The sequence below is a fragment of the Nereida sp. NH-UV-3 genome, assembly GCF_042939535.1.
In the GTDB taxonomy this organism is placed as follows: Bacteria; Pseudomonadota; Alphaproteobacteria; order Rhodobacterales; family Rhodobacteraceae; genus Nereida; species Nereida ignava.
Window position 1 is genome coordinate 1,809,921 of sequence record NZ_CP132157.1, and the last position, 15,758, is coordinate 1,825,678.

The 15,758-nt window shown below is 54.0% G+C and carries 15 protein-coding genes, 1 tRNA gene and 1 riboswitch; of the genes, 9 read left to right on the forward strand and 7 right to left on the reverse strand.

Annotation, left to right across the window (positions count from 1 at the left end):
* Nucleotides 1–7 precede the first annotated feature (7 nt).
* Together NeNHUV3_RS08940 and NeNHUV3_RS08945 are read right to left on the reverse strand one after the other, a co-directional pair.
* The gene (locus tag NeNHUV3_RS08940; RefSeq protein WP_391480984.1) at nucleotides 8–676 is read right to left on the reverse strand and encodes a ChrR family anti-sigma-E factor; all 669 of its coding nucleotides are present in this window, start codon (nucleotides 674–676) and stop codon (nucleotides 8–10) included.
* 4 nt (nucleotides 677–680) lie between these two features.
* Nucleotides 681–1,232 (reverse strand): sigma-70 family RNA polymerase sigma factor, encoded by a 552-nt coding sequence (locus NeNHUV3_RS08945; RefSeq protein WP_143081997.1) that lies wholly within the window; start codon nucleotides 1,230–1,232, stop codon nucleotides 681–683.
* Nucleotides 1,233–1,466: 234 nt separating this feature from the next.
* On the opposite strand from NeNHUV3_RS08945, the gene NeNHUV3_RS08950 reads away from it, so the two are divergent.
* The 5 genes from NeNHUV3_RS08950 to NeNHUV3_RS08970 are packed head-to-tail and all read left to right on the forward strand — an operon-like array spanning nucleotide 1,467 to nucleotide 6,106.
* On the forward strand, nucleotides 1,467–2,756 hold the full coding sequence (locus NeNHUV3_RS08950; protein WP_391480986.1) for an NAD(P)/FAD-dependent oxidoreductase: 1,290 nt from the start codon (nucleotides 1,467–1,469) through the stop codon (nucleotides 2,754–2,756).
* Between the two features lie 4 nt (nucleotides 2,757–2,760).
* Complete coding sequence (locus NeNHUV3_RS08955) at nucleotides 2,761–3,528, forward strand: DUF1365 domain-containing protein (RefSeq protein WP_391480987.1); 768 nt, start codon at nucleotides 2,761–2,763, stop codon at nucleotides 3,526–3,528.
* Nucleotides 3,525–4,772, forward strand: coding sequence for an MFS transporter (locus NeNHUV3_RS08960; RefSeq protein WP_391480988.1), 1,248 nt, complete (start codon nucleotides 3,525–3,527; stop codon nucleotides 4,770–4,772). Before NeNHUV3_RS08955 ends, NeNHUV3_RS08960 begins: the two co-directional genes overlap by 4 nt.
* Nucleotides 4,769–5,353, forward strand: a complete 585-nt coding sequence (locus NeNHUV3_RS08965) for a DUF3833 family protein (RefSeq protein ID WP_391480990.1) — start codon at nucleotides 4,769–4,771, stop codon at nucleotides 5,351–5,353. The genes NeNHUV3_RS08960 and NeNHUV3_RS08965 overlap by 4 nt, the downstream gene beginning before the upstream one ends.
* An 18-nt stretch (nucleotides 5,354–5,371) precedes the next feature.
* On the forward strand, nucleotides 5,372–6,106 hold the full coding sequence (locus tag NeNHUV3_RS08970; protein ID WP_391480991.1) for an SDR family NAD(P)-dependent oxidoreductase: 735 nt from the start codon (nucleotides 5,372–5,374) through the stop codon (nucleotides 6,104–6,106).
* On the opposite strand, the gene NeNHUV3_RS08975 is transcribed toward NeNHUV3_RS08970, so the two are convergent.
* Both NeNHUV3_RS08975 and NeNHUV3_RS08980 read right to left on the reverse strand, forming a co-directional pair.
* The gene (locus NeNHUV3_RS08975; RefSeq protein WP_391480992.1) at nucleotides 6,083–7,144 is read right to left on the reverse strand and encodes a saccharopine dehydrogenase; all 1,062 of its coding nucleotides are present in this window, start codon (nucleotides 7,142–7,144) and stop codon (nucleotides 6,083–6,085) included. The genes NeNHUV3_RS08970 and NeNHUV3_RS08975 overlap by 24 nt on opposite strands.
* Nucleotides 7,145–7,159: 15 nt before the next feature.
* Complete coding sequence (locus tag NeNHUV3_RS08980) at nucleotides 7,160–7,837, reverse strand: histidine phosphatase family protein (RefSeq protein WP_391480993.1); 678 nt, start codon at nucleotides 7,835–7,837, stop codon at nucleotides 7,160–7,162.
* A gap of 137 nt (nucleotides 7,838–7,974) precedes the next feature.
* On the opposite strand from NeNHUV3_RS08980, the gene fdhF reads away from it, so the two are divergent.
* Together fdhF and NeNHUV3_RS08990 are read left to right on the forward strand one after the other, a co-directional pair.
* Nucleotides 7,975–10,743, forward strand: coding sequence for a formate dehydrogenase subunit alpha (gene fdhF, locus NeNHUV3_RS08985; RefSeq protein WP_391480995.1), 2,769 nt, complete (start codon nucleotides 7,975–7,977; stop codon nucleotides 10,741–10,743).
* Between the two features lie 118 nt (nucleotides 10,744–10,861).
* Entirely contained in the window at nucleotides 10,862–11,503 is a 642-nt protein-coding gene (locus NeNHUV3_RS08990) for a CAP domain-containing protein (protein ID WP_391480997.1), read from the forward strand.
* Nucleotides 11,504–11,593: 90 nt separating this feature from the next.
* On the opposite strand, the gene ykgO is transcribed toward NeNHUV3_RS08990, so the two are convergent.
* Together ykgO and NeNHUV3_RS09000 are read right to left on the reverse strand one after the other, a co-directional pair.
* Nucleotides 11,594–11,719: a type B 50S ribosomal protein L36 gene (gene ykgO, locus NeNHUV3_RS08995; RefSeq protein WP_008205324.1), complete on the reverse strand. Its 126-nt coding sequence runs from the start codon at nucleotides 11,717–11,719 to the stop codon at nucleotides 11,594–11,596.
* An 85-nt stretch (nucleotides 11,720–11,804) separates the two neighbouring features.
* A tRNA-Val gene (locus tag NeNHUV3_RS09000) sits at nucleotides 11,805–11,879 on the reverse strand.
* Nucleotides 11,880–12,032: 153 nt separating this feature from the next.
* Here NeNHUV3_RS09000 and NeNHUV3_RS09005 point away from each other — a divergent pair.
* Nucleotides 12,033–12,893, forward strand: coding sequence for an N-formylglutamate amidohydrolase (locus NeNHUV3_RS09005; RefSeq protein ID WP_391480999.1), 861 nt, complete (start codon nucleotides 12,033–12,035; stop codon nucleotides 12,891–12,893).
* Here NeNHUV3_RS09005 and NeNHUV3_RS09010 read toward each other — a convergent pair whose 3' ends face one another.
* Nucleotides 12,894–14,153, reverse strand: a complete 1,260-nt coding sequence (locus tag NeNHUV3_RS09010) for a DNA polymerase IV (RefSeq protein WP_391483226.1) — start codon at nucleotides 14,151–14,153, stop codon at nucleotides 12,894–12,896. It lies immediately after the preceding gene.
* Between the two features lie 94 nt (nucleotides 14,154–14,247).
* Nucleotides 14,248–14,337: riboswitch (glycine riboswitch) on the forward strand.
* Between the two features lie 138 nt (nucleotides 14,338–14,475).
* Between NeNHUV3_RS09010 and NeNHUV3_RS09015 the strand changes: the two genes are divergently transcribed.
* Complete coding sequence (locus NeNHUV3_RS09015; protein WP_341246811.1) at nucleotides 14,476–15,723, forward strand: D-amino acid dehydrogenase; 1,248 nt, start codon at nucleotides 14,476–14,478, stop codon at nucleotides 15,721–15,723.
* Nucleotides 15,724–15,758: the final 35 nt, after the last annotated feature.

Genomic DNA, 15,758 nt, shown 5'->3' on the forward strand with positions numbered 1-15,758 from the left:
TGGGCCCTTAAATGCGGAAGAACGGCTGAAGTACTTTTGGCAGGATGCCGTTGAACTTAAGGGGTGCATCGCTTGCCGCGAGGCAGATGCAGTCCACAGGCCCAACTGCAACTGGCGTATGGTTCATCTCTTCGTCAGCAATTTCTACATCGCCTGCGCCGAAATAGTCGCTTTCGTCTTGAAAAGCACCTTGCAAAACAAGTGTCATTTCTGTGCCGTTGTGCGTGTGATCTGGCATTGCAGCGCCAGTCGGGATGTAGAGCAAACGCACAGATGCATCGCGCGAGGTCTTCAGGATAGCTTGCTTTACGCCAAGTCCAATCGGCCGCCAGCGTACCGCATCCAAATCACCCCCCACATAATCTTGAAGCGGTGCAGGAAACAAGCCAGCTGATTTCTGACGCTTTGGTATGCCGGCGGCTTCCATTTTGATCGGGTCTTTGGGCATGCTCTCTGCCATTTTTAGGCAGGCTTCCAAACTGCCAGATGACATCGCTGCTTTTGGTGTTTCTTCGATGACAACGCCGCCAATCGCATCCAGTGTGTCCATGTGAGAACGACAGGTTTCACAGAGCGAAATATGCGTGGCAACCACCAGGCTAAAGGCTTCTGGTAGCGTGCCAGCACAATATGCCAGCAGCACGTCATCCGTGAGGTGATGTTTGATATTTGTCATCGGTCTAATTTCCATCCATTGCGTGGCGCAAGCGATCCAGCGCCAAGCGTATTCGTGATTTGATTGTTCCAAGCGGCAGCCCCGTCTCGGACGCGATTTGTGAGTGTGATTGATCGCCAAAATATGCGCGTTCGACCAATTCTCTTTGTTTCTGCGGAAGCTGAGACATTGCTGTCTTCAACTGTGATTGTTCTTGTTGTGCACTAAGCTGATCGGCCTGATCCGGTTCCGCCTCGGGTCCCCATGACAAGTCTTCAGGTTCAGGACGTTGCGTTTTGCGCAGCACATCGATTTTGCGGTTACGAGCGATGGTAAAAATCCAAGTCGAGACACTAGCGCGTGATGCGTCAAACATATCGGCCTTGGTCCAAACGATTGCCATAACCTCTTGTGCAATTTCTTCTGCAAGCGCCTCGGACGTGCCGCCGCGCATTAAAAACCCCTTTAGCCTTGGCGCAAAATAATCGAACAGATCAGCGAAAGCTGCCTGATCTCGGAGGGTTTTGATGCGGTCCATTTCCGCAACCCACGCTGTGCGCTCTTGTGTCGTCGTCATCTGGGAATGCCGCCTTTTGGGCTGGATGAATCGTGCAACCTGTGGCCGAGCGTAGCTGATCGGCTGCGCGGTTGCACTGCTTTCTTCCAAACTGGCGATCCCGTCTATCATGGCACTGTTACGGCTGGTCGCTAAGTTTGGATCACTGCATGTGCGAAATAAACGATGAGTCATCCACTTTCTCAATCGCGGCGTATATAGAGCACTCAAGACCAACCAAACAAGGACGACAATATGCCATTGGATAAACGGCGCGGCCCAAAGCGGGTTGCGGTGATTGGCGCTGGTATTTCTGGCATGGCGGCGGCGCATATGCTGGCAGATGACCACGCGGTAACCCTTTATGAGGCAGAGGGGCGGCTCGGCGGACATGCGCGCACACGGATGGCTGGACGCGACAAAGATGTGGCGGTGGATACGGGTTTCATTGTCTTTAACTACGCTAACTATCCTCATCTCACCGCGCTTTTTGCCGAGCTTGATGTGCCTGTTGCGCCAAGCAACATGAGCTTTGGGGCGTCCATTGATGGTGGTGCGTTGGAGTATGGTTTGGTGTCTCTTGATGCGCTTTTTGCGCAGCGCCGTAACTTGTTGAAGCCAAAATACTGGCGAATGTTGCGCGACATTTTCCATTTCAATGCCAACGGACTGAAGCTTGCCAAAGACGGTATGAGCACAGGTGATTTGCTCGAGGCTCTTGGCACGGGCGAATGGTTCCGCGACCGGTATTTATTGCCGTTCTCAGGCGCGATTTGGTCTACGCCCAAAGCTAAGATTATGGATTTCCCAGCCAAGGCGATGATGACGTTTTTCGAAAATCACGCCCTACTCAGCGCTACGGGCCAACATCAGTGGTACACTGTTCAGGGTGGCTCGATTGAATATGTGAAACGTCTGGAAGCATCGATGGTGAAAAAAGGCGTCGACATTCGGCTTGGTGCCCCGATCGATTGTGTCAACCGCACTGAACTTGGCGTGCACGTGATGCCCGAAGGCGCAGATGCGGAAATTTTTGATGAGGTTGTGTTCGCAACTCATTCTGATGACGCACTCCAGCTTTTGGCAGACGCGAATGCGGCTGAAACTTCTGCACTAGGGTCGGTTGGCTACCAGCCCAATCATGTCGTTTTGCATTCGGACGCTTCGGTAATGCCGCGCAAGAAACAGGTGTGGTCGTCATGGAATTACACCGAGGCAGCAGGCAAGCAAGATGATCAAATTGATCTAACGTACTGGATGAATAAATTGCAGCCGCTCGAAACGGAGCAGGACTTTTTCGTGACGCTCAATAGCACCCGTGAGATTGACCCAAGCCTGATCTGGGACGAAGTTGTATTACGCCACCCTGTTTATGACGCCGCAGCTTTGGCAGCCCAAGATACAGTCAAAGCGATGAACGGTACGAACAACACGTGGTTCTGCGGTGCGTGGTTGGCCAACGGTTTTCATGAAGATGGTATAAAATCAGCCGTGGAAGTGGTGGAAGCCATGCGCGCAACTCCGGCGTTGGCAGCGGCAGAATAAGCCGATGAAAACCGTCGACCATATTGAGGCGCGGACCTACCACGGTCGTAAGGGTTCTGTGAAAAATGCGTTTTCCTACAGCGTTGATTACGTACTGGTTGATGCGGAGGCTGAGGTCCGCGCGCCTTGGCCCTTCAAGCGTAACCGGCCTGGCATGGTTGCATTGCATGACGTTGATCACGGAGGGCTGCCCAAGGCCGGAACCGGTGCGGCGTGGGTCCGCGATGTGCTGCGTACGCATGGTTTGCCAAACGACGGACGGATTGAGCTTTTGGCCCAGCCCAAAGTACTGGGGCATTTGTTCAACGCGGTTTCTTTTTGGCTTTGCTATGATGCAACCGGCGCTCTGCGTGTTGTGATTGCTGAGGTGGCCAATACGTTCGGTGACCGGCATTCATACTTGTGTCATCATGACGATCATCGGGCCATTTCTGCCAAGGACACCCTCCACGCGAGCAAAATGATGCATGTGTCGCCGTTTCAGCCGCTCGAGGGGGGCTATGCGTTTAATTATGACATCACTGATGAAAAGATCAGCATTCGGATTGATTACACAGAAACTGCCGATCCAAGCGGAGGGGGGCTGATTGCAACCCTGACCGGTAAACGCCAGCCACTCACAACACGTTCCATGCTGCGGATGCTGGTGCGCCGTCCGCTTGGTTCGCGGCGTGTGCTTACGCTGGTCCACTGGCAAGCGGTGAAACTGTGGTTTAAGGGCGCGAAGTTTCGGTCCCAACCTGAGCCGCCCGAAACTGAGATATCACGATGACTCGCGCACAGCGGTTGCCATCTTATGGGCTTTTTGCGGCCATGCTGGCGGCGGCTGGCTTGCCTATTTATATCCACGCTCCCAAGTTTTACGTGGATGAATACGGGCTTAGCTTGACTGCCCTTGCATCCGTTTTGTTTGTTTTGCGCCTTGTCGATGTGGTCCAAGACCCGCTGCTTGGATGGCTATCCGAAAAGACGCGCAGTGTGCGTGGGGCGATGGTATCGTTTGCGGTTATCATTTTGGCACTGTCGATGTGGGGGCTGTTTGCAATCGTCCCGCCCATCCCTGCGTTGTGGTGGTTTGCACTGACCCTAGGGGGGCTCTTTTCATCGTTTAGCTTCCTTACAATCAGCTTTTACGCGCAGGGCGTTGCCAAAGCAGATGCGATGGGCGCGGGGCATGTCAGGCTTGCTACTTGGCGTGAGACTGGCGGGCTGTTGGGTGTGTGTGTTGCGGCCATCACGCCGACTGTTCTGATGGGCTTTATGGGCCGTCCATTTGTTGGCTTTGCACTCGGGTTTGCGGTGCTGTGCCTAGCTGGATGGGGTTCGATGCGCAAAGAATGGAGCGCGGGCAAGGCGGAAAATGAAGCGGCTACACCTGTTGGTTTTGCGGTTGTCCTAAAAGATCCGATTGCTCGCCGGCTGCTTACAGTGGCCTTGGTCAACGCTACACCGGTTGCGGTAAGCTCAACATTGTTTTTGTTCTTCGTGGAAAGCCGTTTGGATGCGTTGGGCTGGGAAGGGCCGCTGTTGTTGCTGTTCTTTTTGTCTGCCGCAATAAGTGCACCGCTTTGGGGATGTATGGCGCAGCGGGTCTCGCCCAAGACAACTTTGCTGGCGGGTATGGTGTTGGCGGTTATCACTTTTGCAGGTGCGCTGTTGCTTGGCTCCGGTGACGTGGCGCTTTTTGCGGTTGTTTGCATTGCCAGTGGTGCCGCTTTGGGCGCGGACATGACTTTGTTGCCTGCCCTTTTTGCCCGCCGCTTGTCTAAAATTGCACCAAATGCGGGCCAAGCTTTTGGGGTGTGGTCATTTGTTACTAAATTTACACTGGCTTTTGCGGCAGTGGCCCTACTTCCTTTATTAGAGCAGAGCGGATTTGTAGCGGGGCAGATAGCTCAGCCTGATCAAGCGCTCTGGGTTTTGAGCTATTTATATGCGGGCGTTCCGTGCGTGCTGAAGCTGATTGCGATCTTTTTGCTTTGGCGCACTAATTTGACGGAGGATGATGCGAAATGAACGAATTTCTATTTGTGCTAATCGGTGTCGTCATCACACTGATCTGTGTGCTGCTCTATGTCCGTTTCTGCACTTTCCGTGCGCAAAAGCCGGCAGAGTATGATGGGCTTGGTCCGATTATGGACATCAAGGATCATCTAAACGGTAAGATTGCCTGCGAGGGTGTGATTTATGGTCCTCTGGGGCGTGTGAGTAGCCGTTTTGTTGCCGAGTTTGAGGCGGAGTGGAAGGGCGATAGCGGCGTGATGCGCGAGGTCTTTCACTACGATAGTGGCAGCGTTCAGCACCGCGAGTGGCGCTTACAGCTTGATGAAGGCGGCGTGGTGCGTGCGGATGCGGATGATTTGGTGGGACGTGGTAGTGGCCAGCAGCGTGGTAACGCCCTGCTGTTGAACTACACGATTAAGTTGACTCCAGAGGCGGGTGGTCATGCGCTTGATGTGACAGACTGGATGTATTTGATGCAGAACGGGACAATCATTAACCGATCACAGTTTCGTAAGTTTGGTATCAAGGTTGCAGAATTGGTCGCTACGATGCGGCCAGTTGAAGTTGATGCTGTGCGCAAGCGGGTTGCTTGAAATTATAAGGAGTGTGGCGTGACAAAGCAGTGGGCGGGTAAACGGTATTGGCTGGTTGGCGCATCTGCGGGCCTCGGTGAGGCGGTTGGCCAGATGATGAGCGCCGCAGGTGTTGAGGTGATCCTTTCGGCCCGTTCCGAAGATGATTTGAAACGGGTTGTAGACACCCTTCCGGGGAAAGCATCCTATGTCACCTGCGATGTCAGTAGCCTCAAAAGCGTAGAAGAAGCGTACGCTCAAGTCGGTGAAATTGACGGTGTGGTGTTTTTGGCCGGTGTGTACTGGCCCATGAAAGCTGATGCCGTTGATGCCGCTCAGTTAGAGCAGATGGTCGACATCAACTTTACCGGTGCTGCGCGTATTTTGGGGGCTATTTTACCAGACTTTGTGAAACGTGACGCGGGGCATATCGTGCTGACTGGCTCACTTTCAGGGTTCCGCGGTTTGCCGGGGGCAGTTGGTTATGGGGCGTCCAAAGCGGGCGTGATGTATCTTGGTGAAAGCCTTTATGCGGATCTGCGCAAAACAGGTGTTGAGGTTCAGCTAATTAACCCCGGTTTCATCAAAACGAGGCTGACGGACAAGAACGATTTCAACATGCCGTTCATCCAAACCCCTGAAGAGGCAGCGCGTGACTTCTGGGAGCATATGAACTCGACCGCGTTCAAAAAATCCTTCCCGCGCGCATTTTCACTGATGTTCCGTGCAAGCCAGTTTTTGCCCGACTGGCTATACTATCGCATTTTCGCGTAGGGCATTTTGAAAACAGTCACGGGCGCGGCCCCATGTGCCGTTGCTGTCATCCTTTAGCTGAAGAAGTGTCGGCAGCAGTTGTGCTGCAAAGTCTTCAGAACTTTCGGCCGGCAACATCGACGGCAAGTTATCAATCGCAGTGACATCCAGAACCGATTCATTTGAAATACGCGTTGCGGGAATGTCCCAACTTGTTGCGGCGGAATAGATCGGGATCGGGTTATACGGGCTGTCTGGGTCACACGCGATATCGCTGATCACAGATAGCGTCCGCTCTGCCCCGACGGCGTCAGGCCCCACAAAAAGCGGTGTTTGTGGGCTGGCCAAGATGCAGTTCATAAATAAGTTGTGTGTCAAAATTTCTGGGAATGGGCCGCCATGTGCGGTCTCGTCCTTATCCCACTTCGTTGGCGTTATACCCAGTGCTTCACACAGATCTGATGCACCGGTACCGACACGGCCAAGTGCCCCAATGATTAGCGCGGTAGGGCGCTTGGTGCTACATTGGGTCAGTTGCTCTTCAAGTTCAGCGCGTAGATCAGTTGCGCTATCATAAGCAGATACCGCCCCCGCAATTTCATTCCGTTGTTGCGCTGCCCAACAAAGCAGTGCCATTGCGGCACCGGTGTATCCGGCCCAATAGCCAAAAGCGGCTACGCGGCGTCCGCTGGTATCGGTCAGGTATTCCAAGTCCGAAAGCTCGCCACCACCCTTGGCAAACCGCGCAAGCAGTTTTGGTCCTGCGTCCTGGCCTTTGTAGGCATGTCCAAACATGATGTGGCGGTGGGGCAGGGCGCTGCCATCGTCGGGCAGTTCTTTGAGGCCGAAAATAATTGCGTCCTTCGGCGCGTCTGGCCAGCTGTGAGCTGCTGCAATCTGGCAACCTGCTTTTGCGTATTCGTCTATTGGGATAGCGCGCGCATCGCTTTTCTCAACAGTGACTGACATGCCCGCTTCGATGAGGCGCGTAGCACCTTCGGGTGTCAGGCCAACACGGCGTTCAAAACTGCGGCTCTCAGCCCGTACCCAAAGATGCATAACGTTTACTCCAGCTTATACCATTGTCTTTTTGTCAGCGCGGTCCGCACGGTCCAGATGCGGCGTCGAACCATACATCGTCATATGCAAATCAGACGCGCCATTCATTGTGCGGTAGTTAAACCCATGCAGCGATGTATGCGCCACGTTCAGAAACATTTTAGCCTTCTGGGTTGTCTCAAGCCCAAGAGCCAAAGCTGTCAGCGACGCGATGACGCCTGTTGAGCTTACCAATAAAACCCGCCCTTCGATCAATGATGCGTCCCTTACTGCGTCAAAAATACGGGTGCGAAAACCGGCATAGCTTTCTACGTGCGGGGGTGTTTCCTCAGCGGCCCAATGGCTCAGGATTTGCGGCACATGTGCTGCAAAAGTCTCGGCGCTATCGGGGAAAGGGACGCCGTGCATATCAGTCAGCGAGTCCGACAGCGCGAAGTAATCCAGCTCATTCAGGCGCGCGTCAGTGGTGTGTGGAATTGCGGGGCCGCCAAGCCCCGCCAAAATACCCTCAGCCGTCTCGCGCTGTCTGCGCAGACTGCCGCTGATGATGTGCGTGTAGGGCTGCGCGTCTTGCAAATACTCACCCAGCCATCGGGCCTGCACATGTCCCAATTCGGATAGTTTGTCGTATTCCAGCTCTGACTTAGCACCAGAATTCGCCTGCCCGTGGCGTGTAATTGTCACTTCACCCATCGTCGTCTCCTGTTTCCTATGGTGCGTAGCCTGCCTTGCGGCGTGGCGCAAACGGTTGGTGGCGTGTCGTGCTTGCTGTGGGCGGGTTATTTTGAATCGCCTAGTTTAAGCTAAATTCAAATCGGGAAGTTTGCGTCATGTCTGATAAAATCACCTTTACCTTGGACGGCCAGACCGTTGAGGCTGATGCTGGCATGACCATCTGGGAGGTCGCGAATGGCCGTGGTCTGGTCATTCCGCACCTTTGTCACAAACCCGCGCCAGGATACCGCCCCGATGGGAACTGCCGTGCGTGCATGGTTGAGATCGAAGGCGAGCGGACGCTTGCGGCTTCGTGCATTCGAGAGCCCGCCGATGGTATGGTGGTGAACACGGAAACTGCACGTGCCAAAAATGCGCGCAAGATGGTGGTTGAGATGCTGTTGGCGGACCAGCCCGAGCGTGACGCAGCCCACGATAAATCCAGCCACCTGTGGGATATGGCCGATCTGAACGGTGTCGCCGAAAGCCGCCTGCCCACGTTAGAAGCTGAGCGTATTCCACTGCTCGACAACAGCCACGTTGCCATGTCCGTTAACCTTGATGCTTGTATTCAATGCGGTCTGTGCGTGCGCGCCTGCCGTGAAGTTCAGGTCAATGATGTGATCGGCATGGCCGGACGTGGCCATGACGCCTACCCAACGTTCGATATGGCTGACCCAATGGGCGACAGCACGTGTGTGGCCTGTGGTGAATGCGTCCAAGCCTGCCCCACAGGTGCCCTCATGCCCTCGACTGTTGTTGATGAGCAGCAAGTTGGGGATAGCGCTGATTTTGACAAGGAAGTCGAAAGCATTTGCCCGTTTTGCGGTGTTGGTTGTCAGATCAGTCTGAAGATTAAAGACAATAAAGTGAAATTCGTTGAGGGCATCAATGGTCCTGCCAACGAGGGCCGCTTGTGCGTGAAAGGGCGTTTTGGTTTTGATTATATTCACCACGATCACCGCCTGACCAAACCGCTTATCCGCCGTGATGATGCGCCTGCAAAAGGCCTTAATGTTGATCCGGCAAACTGGGGCGACGTGTTCCGCGAAGCAACATGGGATGAGGCGCTTGATTTTGCCGCAGGTGGCCTGAAGGGCCGTGGCCGTGAAGTTGCGGGTTTCGGTTCAGCAAAATGCACCAACGAAGAAGCGTACCTGTTTCAAAAGATGATCCGCCAAGGATTTGGACACAACAACGTCGACCACTGCACGCGCCTTTGCCACGCATCCTCTGTTGCGGCACTGATGGAAAACGTTGGCTCAGCGGCTGTGACAGCCACTTTCAACGAGATTGAGAACGCGGATGTGGCGATTGTGATCGGCGCTAACCCAATTGAGAACCATCCGGTTGCTGCGACGTATTTCAAACAATTCACCAAGTGTGGTGGCAAGCTGATCGTGATGGACCCGCGCGGCCAAGCGTTGAAGCGTTTCGCCAGCCATATGCTGCAATTCCGGCCCGGTGCTGACGTGTCGATGCTGAACGCTATTATGCATACGATCGTCGAAGAAAAGCTTTATGATCAGCAATATATTGAAGCCTACACCGAAAACTGGGAGGCCGAAAAAGCCCATCTGAAAGATTTCACACCCGAAAAGATGAGCGAAATTTGCGGCATTGAGGCAGAAGTTCTGCGCGACGTTGCGCGTACCTTTGCAGGCGCTAAGGCGGGTATGATTTTCTGGGGTATGGGCGTTAGCCAGCACATTCACGGCACAGATAATTCGCGCTGTTTGATCTCGCTCGCGTTGATGACGGGGCAGGTGGGTCGCCCTGGCGCGGGCTTGCATCCCCTACGCGGTCAAAACAACGTACAAGGTGCATCCGATGCGGGCCTTATCCCAATGTTTTTGCCGGATTATCAATCTGTCACGGACGATGGTGTGCGGTCTGCATTTAATGATGTCTGGGGTTCTGGTGATTTCAGTAATGAAAAGGGCCTTACGGTCACCGAGATCATGGACGCAGTGCATACGGATGACATTAAGGCGATGTATATCTTAGGTGAAAACCCCGCCATGTCAGACCCTGATGTGGATCATGCACGTGCCGCGCTGGCCAAGCTGGACCACCTTGTGGTTCAGGATATTTTCATCACTGAGACCGCAAACTACGCTGATGTAATTCTGCCGGCTTCTGCATTTGCGGAAAAGTCTGGCACCGTCACAAATACCAACCGGCAAGTTCAAATGGGACGTCCGGCTGTTTCGCCCCCCGGTGAGGCGCGTGAAGACTGGTGGATTGAAGTTGAGTTGGCGAAACGCCTTGGGCTTGGCTGGACCTATACGCACCCAAGCGAAGTCTTTGCCGAAATGAAGCTGAACATGAAATCGTTGAGCAACATCACGTGGGATCGCCTTGAAGGTGAAAACGCGGTGACATACCCATCGCTTTCGCCCACTGATCCGGGCCAGCCGATTGTGTTTGGTGATGGTTTCCCCCGCCAAGATGGACGCGCGAAGTTCACGCCGGCAAGCGTTATTGCACCTGATGATACGCCCGATGATGAGTACCCGATGATCCTTACAACAGGCCGTCAGCTTGAGCATTGGCACACAGGGTCAATGACTCGCCGCGCCACAGTTTTGGACGCGGTAGAGCCTGAAGCAAACTGTTCGCTGCACCCGTCTACGTTGCGCAAGCTTGGGGTAGAACCTGGTGGAATGATCCGTCTGACGACTAAGCGTGGGTCCGTTGTGATCATGGCGCGCATGGATCGTGCGGTAGCTCCTGATATGGTCTTCCTGCCGTTTGCGTATGTTGAGGCAGCCGCAAATATTTTGACCAACTCGGCAATTGATCCTTATGGTAAAATTCCTGAGTTCAAGTTTTCAGCCGTAAGGGTGGAAGCCGCGCACGAGCCACAAGTTGCCGCGGAATAAGATACTCACAATTTAATTGATATGCCGCTCAATCGTCATGATTGGGCGGCAATCTATGCAAAAGTAGCGTTTATTGCTATGCTCAAGCGTGTGTTGGTTGAGTGTGGGGTTATCAGTTATGAAATACTTTTTGCAAAAAACAGTTTGGTTCCTGGGGGTTTTGGGCGTTGCCGTGTCGCTGACCGGATATGCACAGGCGTGTAGTACGCCTGCTTTGACCGGCGCGCATAATGCCATGGTGCCCGCAAAATCACCTGATAGTGCCTTGTTTGACAGCGCGGTTCTGCACTACGTCAACAAAGTACGGTGCTCAAAAGGATTGCCAGCGTTAACTTCTGCCAGTGGTTTGGTGGATGTCGCTGAGGTGCATTCAAAATGGATGGCTAAGTCCCAACAACTCAATCACAAATCGCGTGTGTCAGGGGTGAATACGTTCAAAAAACGGCTCAAGGCATCTGGCGTGGGCAGTCCTGCCGGATCGAAAAATATTGGCGTTACCCATCGCTATCAGTTGGAAACAGCAGGTGTATTCTTGACCCGCGATCTAAGCGCGTGCCGGTTCGAAGCCAAGGGGCGGACAATACCTGCGCATTCATACAAAAGTTTGGCTAATCATATTGTGAACATGTGGATGGCGTCATCGGGTCACCGCAAAAACATTCTTGCGCGAAGATCTAAGCTGACAGGGGCATCGCTTGCCTTTGACGGTAAGTCACCCAACTGTGGTCGCTACTTTATTACGCAGAATTTCGCGGGTTAGTCTGCCTACCGCTTTTAAGGCCGATGTCAGAAATGAAAAAAGCCGCCCCAATTTAATGGAGCGGCTTTTGAATGTTCAATTGTCGAAGGCTTAGCCCTGACGTGCCTTGAAGCGAGGCTGTGTTTTGTTGATCACGTAAACGCGGCCTTTGCGGCGAACGATACGGCAGTCGCGGTGACGGTTCTTCAGCGACCGGAGCGAGTTCTTGACTTTCATAAGTCTGTCTCCTGTTTTTCCGGCGCGAGATCACGCCATTCAAGTTGCGTTTGCTTCAAAGGCTAATGCCAAGAAGCGGTTATCATGGTGGGCACTACTGGGATCGAACCAGTGACCCCTTCGATGTCAACGAAGTGCTCTACCGCTGAGCTAAGCGCCCATGAACCATCAACTTTGCGACCAGCCCAATTAAAAAGGACGCGGGTCGCGCCGCGTCAGGTGAGAGGTTGATTAGAAGGCTTCAGCTAAAAGATCAAGGGGGCTTTTGGAAACAAAGTGAAACAGTCTATGTTATGTTCAAACGGAGCCCGAAATGCCGAAAGCAGTCTACTTTTTAGACCTCCCAGAGGTCCGAAATACAAGCGTTGTCTTCGCCAGCCCCCACAGTGGGCGGGACTACTCACGCGCATTTATGCAGCGGACCGTTTTGGACGCACACACGATTCGGACATCTGAGGATGCATTCGTTGATCGCCTCTTTTCCAAGGCACCAGATTTGGGTGCGGTGTTTTTGCATGCCGGTGCGCCGCGTGCCTTTGTGGACCTGAACCGCGCTGCGGATGAAATGGATTGCGCAGTGGTCGAAGGTGCGCCGCGCATTGTGCACAACCCCCGAATTGCCTCGGGGCTTGGGGTGATCCCTCGCGTTGTGGCCTCTGGTCGGGCAATCTACCGCGGCAAGCTCACACGGGCCGAGGCCGCACTTAGGGTTGATGAATATTGGCGGCCCTATCACGCGGCGTTGGCCAAAGAGATGCGTGCCAACCATACCCAGTTTGGCAGCGCTATTTTGATTGACTGTCACTCAATGCCCCATGAAGCGATTGAGGCGATCACTACGCCTCAAGGCCAGCGCCCGCAGATTGTGATTGGTGACCGGTTTGGGGCCTCTGCAAACTCTGATATCGTTGACCGCGTAGAGGCTGCTTTTATACGTGCGGGCTTTGTCACGGCACGCAATGCGCCATTTGCAGGTGCTTACATAACCCAAGCTTACGGACGGCCATCACGCGGGATGCACGCGATCCAGATTGAGATTGATCGTTCGCTTTACATGGATGAAGCGCTGATTGAACCAAACGCAGATTTTCAGGCGGTGCGCCGCAAGATCACAGCCGCGATGGCTGACATCGTTGAAATTGGCCAGCGCCAAGTGCCGCTTGCTGCTGAGTAGTTAGCGCAGCGCGCGTCCCTTCATAATTGCGTCCTTTCCAAACCGTTCTCTGATGGCGTCGGTGGCGCGTTCGGCTGCGGCGCGCTTTGGGGCGTCTGGGTCCAAAAGGTCGCCCGCGCTGTCAGCAACTGAGGATGGCCCTAGGTCAGACAGACCGACGCCAATCAACCGAAATGGACCTTGGGTGCTTACCTGATCAAACAGCTGTCTTGCGTGCCTATAAATTCGGTCGGCAATTTGCGTGCTATCGGTCAACGTGATCCGCTTCGATAGGGTTTTGAACTTTGCCGTTTTGAGCTTGAGGGTCACGACTATGCCCGCCAACTCGCGCGCCTTGGCCCGCGCACTGACTTTTTCGGAAAGCCGCCAAAGGTGCCCATCAAGTAGGTCAACCGCTGCGGTGTCTTCGTTGAATGTGGTCTCATTACTAATTGATTTAATGGGTCGGTGTGCGGAAACAGTGCGCTTATCTTCACCGCGCGCCAGATGCCAAAGGCGCTCGCCGATACTGCCAAACCTCAGGATCAGGTCTTTTTGCTCCCACCTCAGAAGGTCCGTAAACGTGTGAATACCCGCCTGTTCAAGCGTTGCGCGCGCAGACGGTCCGACACCCCAGATCATGCCCACGGGCTTGTCTTTCAGGAAAGTCATGGTTTCAGCTTTGCCGATCACGGAAAAGCCTTGCGGTTTATCCAAATCGGATGCGACTTTTGCTAAAAACTTATTGTGGCTAAGGCCGATTGATCCGGTGATCCCGATCTCTTCGCGCATGCTTTTGACAAGGCGGGCGAGCATCACGGCTGGTGGCGCCCCATGAAGTTTGTGGGTACCGGACATGTCCAAAAATGCCTCGTCTAATGACAGCGGTTCAATGGCGGGGGTTAGTTCCTCCATCAGGGCGCGGATTTGTTTCGATACATCCGCATAGACATCCATGCGGCCGCGCACGACCACTGCATCTGGGCAAAGCTTTAGGGCCTTAAACATCGGCATCGCAGACCGGACGCCGCGAATGCGTGCAATGTAGCAAGCGGTACTGACGACGCCGCGCCGCCCGCCGCCTATGATAACGGGTTTGTCCGCAAGCTCTGGGTTGTCGCGTTTCTCAACGCTTGCATAAAAGGCATCGCAATCCATATGGGCGACTGACAAATCAAACAGTTCGGGATGCGCCAACATACGCGGACTGCCGCAATCCACGCAGCGTCGCGGTTCTTGCGCAGAGTAAGTGGTTAAGCAGTCGCGACAAATTGCAGGCATAATGCTGTGATACGCGCCGTACAGGGTGTCAGCAACGTTTACGAGATTTTTCTTGGCAATTAGATACGACACGTGTAGGGGTTTCCCATAGGAAACATGTCCGCTCGGGAGAGCGTGGATTATGCCACCGCCGAAGGAGCAACCACCCCGGTCACCTCTCAGGCAACAGGACTGGCGGACGTGTCACACTCTGGAGAGACGCCTTCTTGCAAGGCGCACCGAAGGCGCAAGCGGTTCCCTTATGGACCGTGCATCGCTCAGGTAAAGCGAACGGAGCGGGGTTGTTTGGGCAAATGCGCCCAACCGTTTGGAGTGTGAAAACATGACTCGTATCGCAGTAATTGGCGCTGGCATCACCGGTGTGACAACAGCTTTTGAATTGGTCAGCCGTGGTCTTGATGTTGTTGTATTCGACAGAAATCGCTACGCGGCGATGGATACCAGTTTTGCCAATGGTGGGCAGCTTTCCGCATCAAACGCAGAGGTTTGGAACACAGTCGGGACGGTCCTGAAGGGTATCAAATGGATGGCGCGGCGCGATGCGCCCTTGTTGGTGAATCCGCGCCCAAGCTGGCATAAAATCAGCTGGATGGCTGAGTTTTTGAGTAACATTCCGAACTACAAAAACAACACAGTTCAAACAGCGGCGTTGGCGGTTAAGGCGCGCGCTGGATTGCAGTCCATGGCGGACCGTGCGGGACTAGATTTTGATTGGTCTCCGGCGGGCATTCTGCATTTCTATAAAAACGAAAAAGATATGGCGCACGCTCGCAAAGTGAACGAGCTTTTGTCGCAAGGCGGTGTGGAGCGTGTTGAGTTGACGCCTGATCAGGTGCGTGCGCGTGAACCAAACCTGCGTGGCACCATCACTGGTGGGTTCTGGACGGAAAGTGACAGCACCGGCGATATTCACAAATTCACGTTCGGCCTTGCAAAGTGGCTTGAGGCACAGGGCGTTGATTTCCGCATGGGCAAACCGGTTGAGCAACTTAGCAGTGCAAATGGTGAGACCCGGGTGAACGGTGAAGCTTTTGACGGCGTCGTCGTTTGCGCCGGCGTTGGTAGCCGTGCGATGGCCAAAAAGCTGGGCGACCGCGTTAACATTTACCCCGTTAAGGGCTATTCAATCACTGTGAATATGCCGGATGCAATCAGCCAAGATGGTGCGCCGATGGTGTCTTTGCTTGATGATGATGCAAAGATTGTGACGTCTCGTCTGGGTAAAGACCGTTTCCGTGTTGCGGGGACGGCGGAATATAACGGCGAAAACCGTGATATTCGAGCAGACCGCATTGAGCCGCTGACCAAGTGGGTGGAAACGCATTTCCCATCAATCTCAACCGAACACGTGGTGCCTTGGGCCGGTCTGCGCCCGATGATGCCAAACATGATGCCGCGCGTTGGCGCCGGCAAACGTGCAGGTGTTTTCTACAACACAGGTCACGGGCATTTGGGTTGGACGTTGTCGGCGGCAACCGCGGCATTGGTTGGTGCGTCTGTCCAAGAGCATTTTGCGTCAAAAGGTGGCGCACAAGGCAACAAACGCGGATTTACCTTCAAAAGCGCCTGATAAGCCGCCATAGTCAGGCTAACTCAATAGGAGAG

Coding starts and splice junctions, on each gene's coding strand:
- NeNHUV3_RS08940 (WP_391480984.1), bottom strand. CDS start 676: ATGACAAATATCAAACATCACCTCACGGATGACGTGCTGCTGGCATAT.
- NeNHUV3_RS08945 (WP_143081997.1), bottom strand. CDS start 1,232: ATGACGACGACACAAGAGCGCACAGCGTGGGTTGCGGAAATGGACCGC.
- NeNHUV3_RS08950 (WP_391480986.1), top strand. CDS start 1,467: ATGCCATTGGATAAACGGCGCGGCCCAAAGCGGGTTGCGGTGATTGGC.
- NeNHUV3_RS08955 (WP_391480987.1), top strand. CDS start 2,761: ATGAAAACCGTCGACCATATTGAGGCGCGGACCTACCACGGTCGTAAG.
- NeNHUV3_RS08960 (WP_391480988.1), top strand. CDS start 3,525: ATGACTCGCGCACAGCGGTTGCCATCTTATGGGCTTTTTGCGGCCATG.
- NeNHUV3_RS08965 (WP_391480990.1), top strand. CDS start 4,769: ATGAACGAATTTCTATTTGTGCTAATCGGTGTCGTCATCACACTGATC.
- NeNHUV3_RS08975 (WP_391480992.1), bottom strand. CDS start 7,144: ATGCATCTTTGGGTACGGGCTGAGAGCCGCAGTTTTGAACGCCGTGTT.
- NeNHUV3_RS08980 (WP_391480993.1), bottom strand. CDS start 7,837: ATGGGTGAAGTGACAATTACACGCCACGGGCAGGCGAATTCTGGTGCT.
- fdhF (WP_391480995.1), top strand. CDS start 7,975: ATGTCTGATAAAATCACCTTTACCTTGGACGGCCAGACCGTTGAGGCT.
- NeNHUV3_RS08990 (WP_391480997.1), top strand. CDS start 10,862: ATGAAATACTTTTTGCAAAAAACAGTTTGGTTCCTGGGGGTTTTGGGC.
- ykgO (WP_008205324.1), bottom strand. CDS start 11,719: ATGAAAGTCAAGAACTCGCTCCGGTCGCTGAAGAACCGTCACCGCGAC.
- NeNHUV3_RS09005 (WP_391480999.1), top strand. CDS start 12,033: ATGCCGAAAGCAGTCTACTTTTTAGACCTCCCAGAGGTCCGAAATACA.
- NeNHUV3_RS09010 (WP_391483226.1), bottom strand. CDS start 14,153: ATGCCTGCAATTTGTCGCGACTGCTTAACCACTTACTCTGCGCAAGAA.
- NeNHUV3_RS09015 (WP_341246811.1), top strand. CDS start 14,476: ATGACTCGTATCGCAGTAATTGGCGCTGGCATCACCGGTGTGACAACA.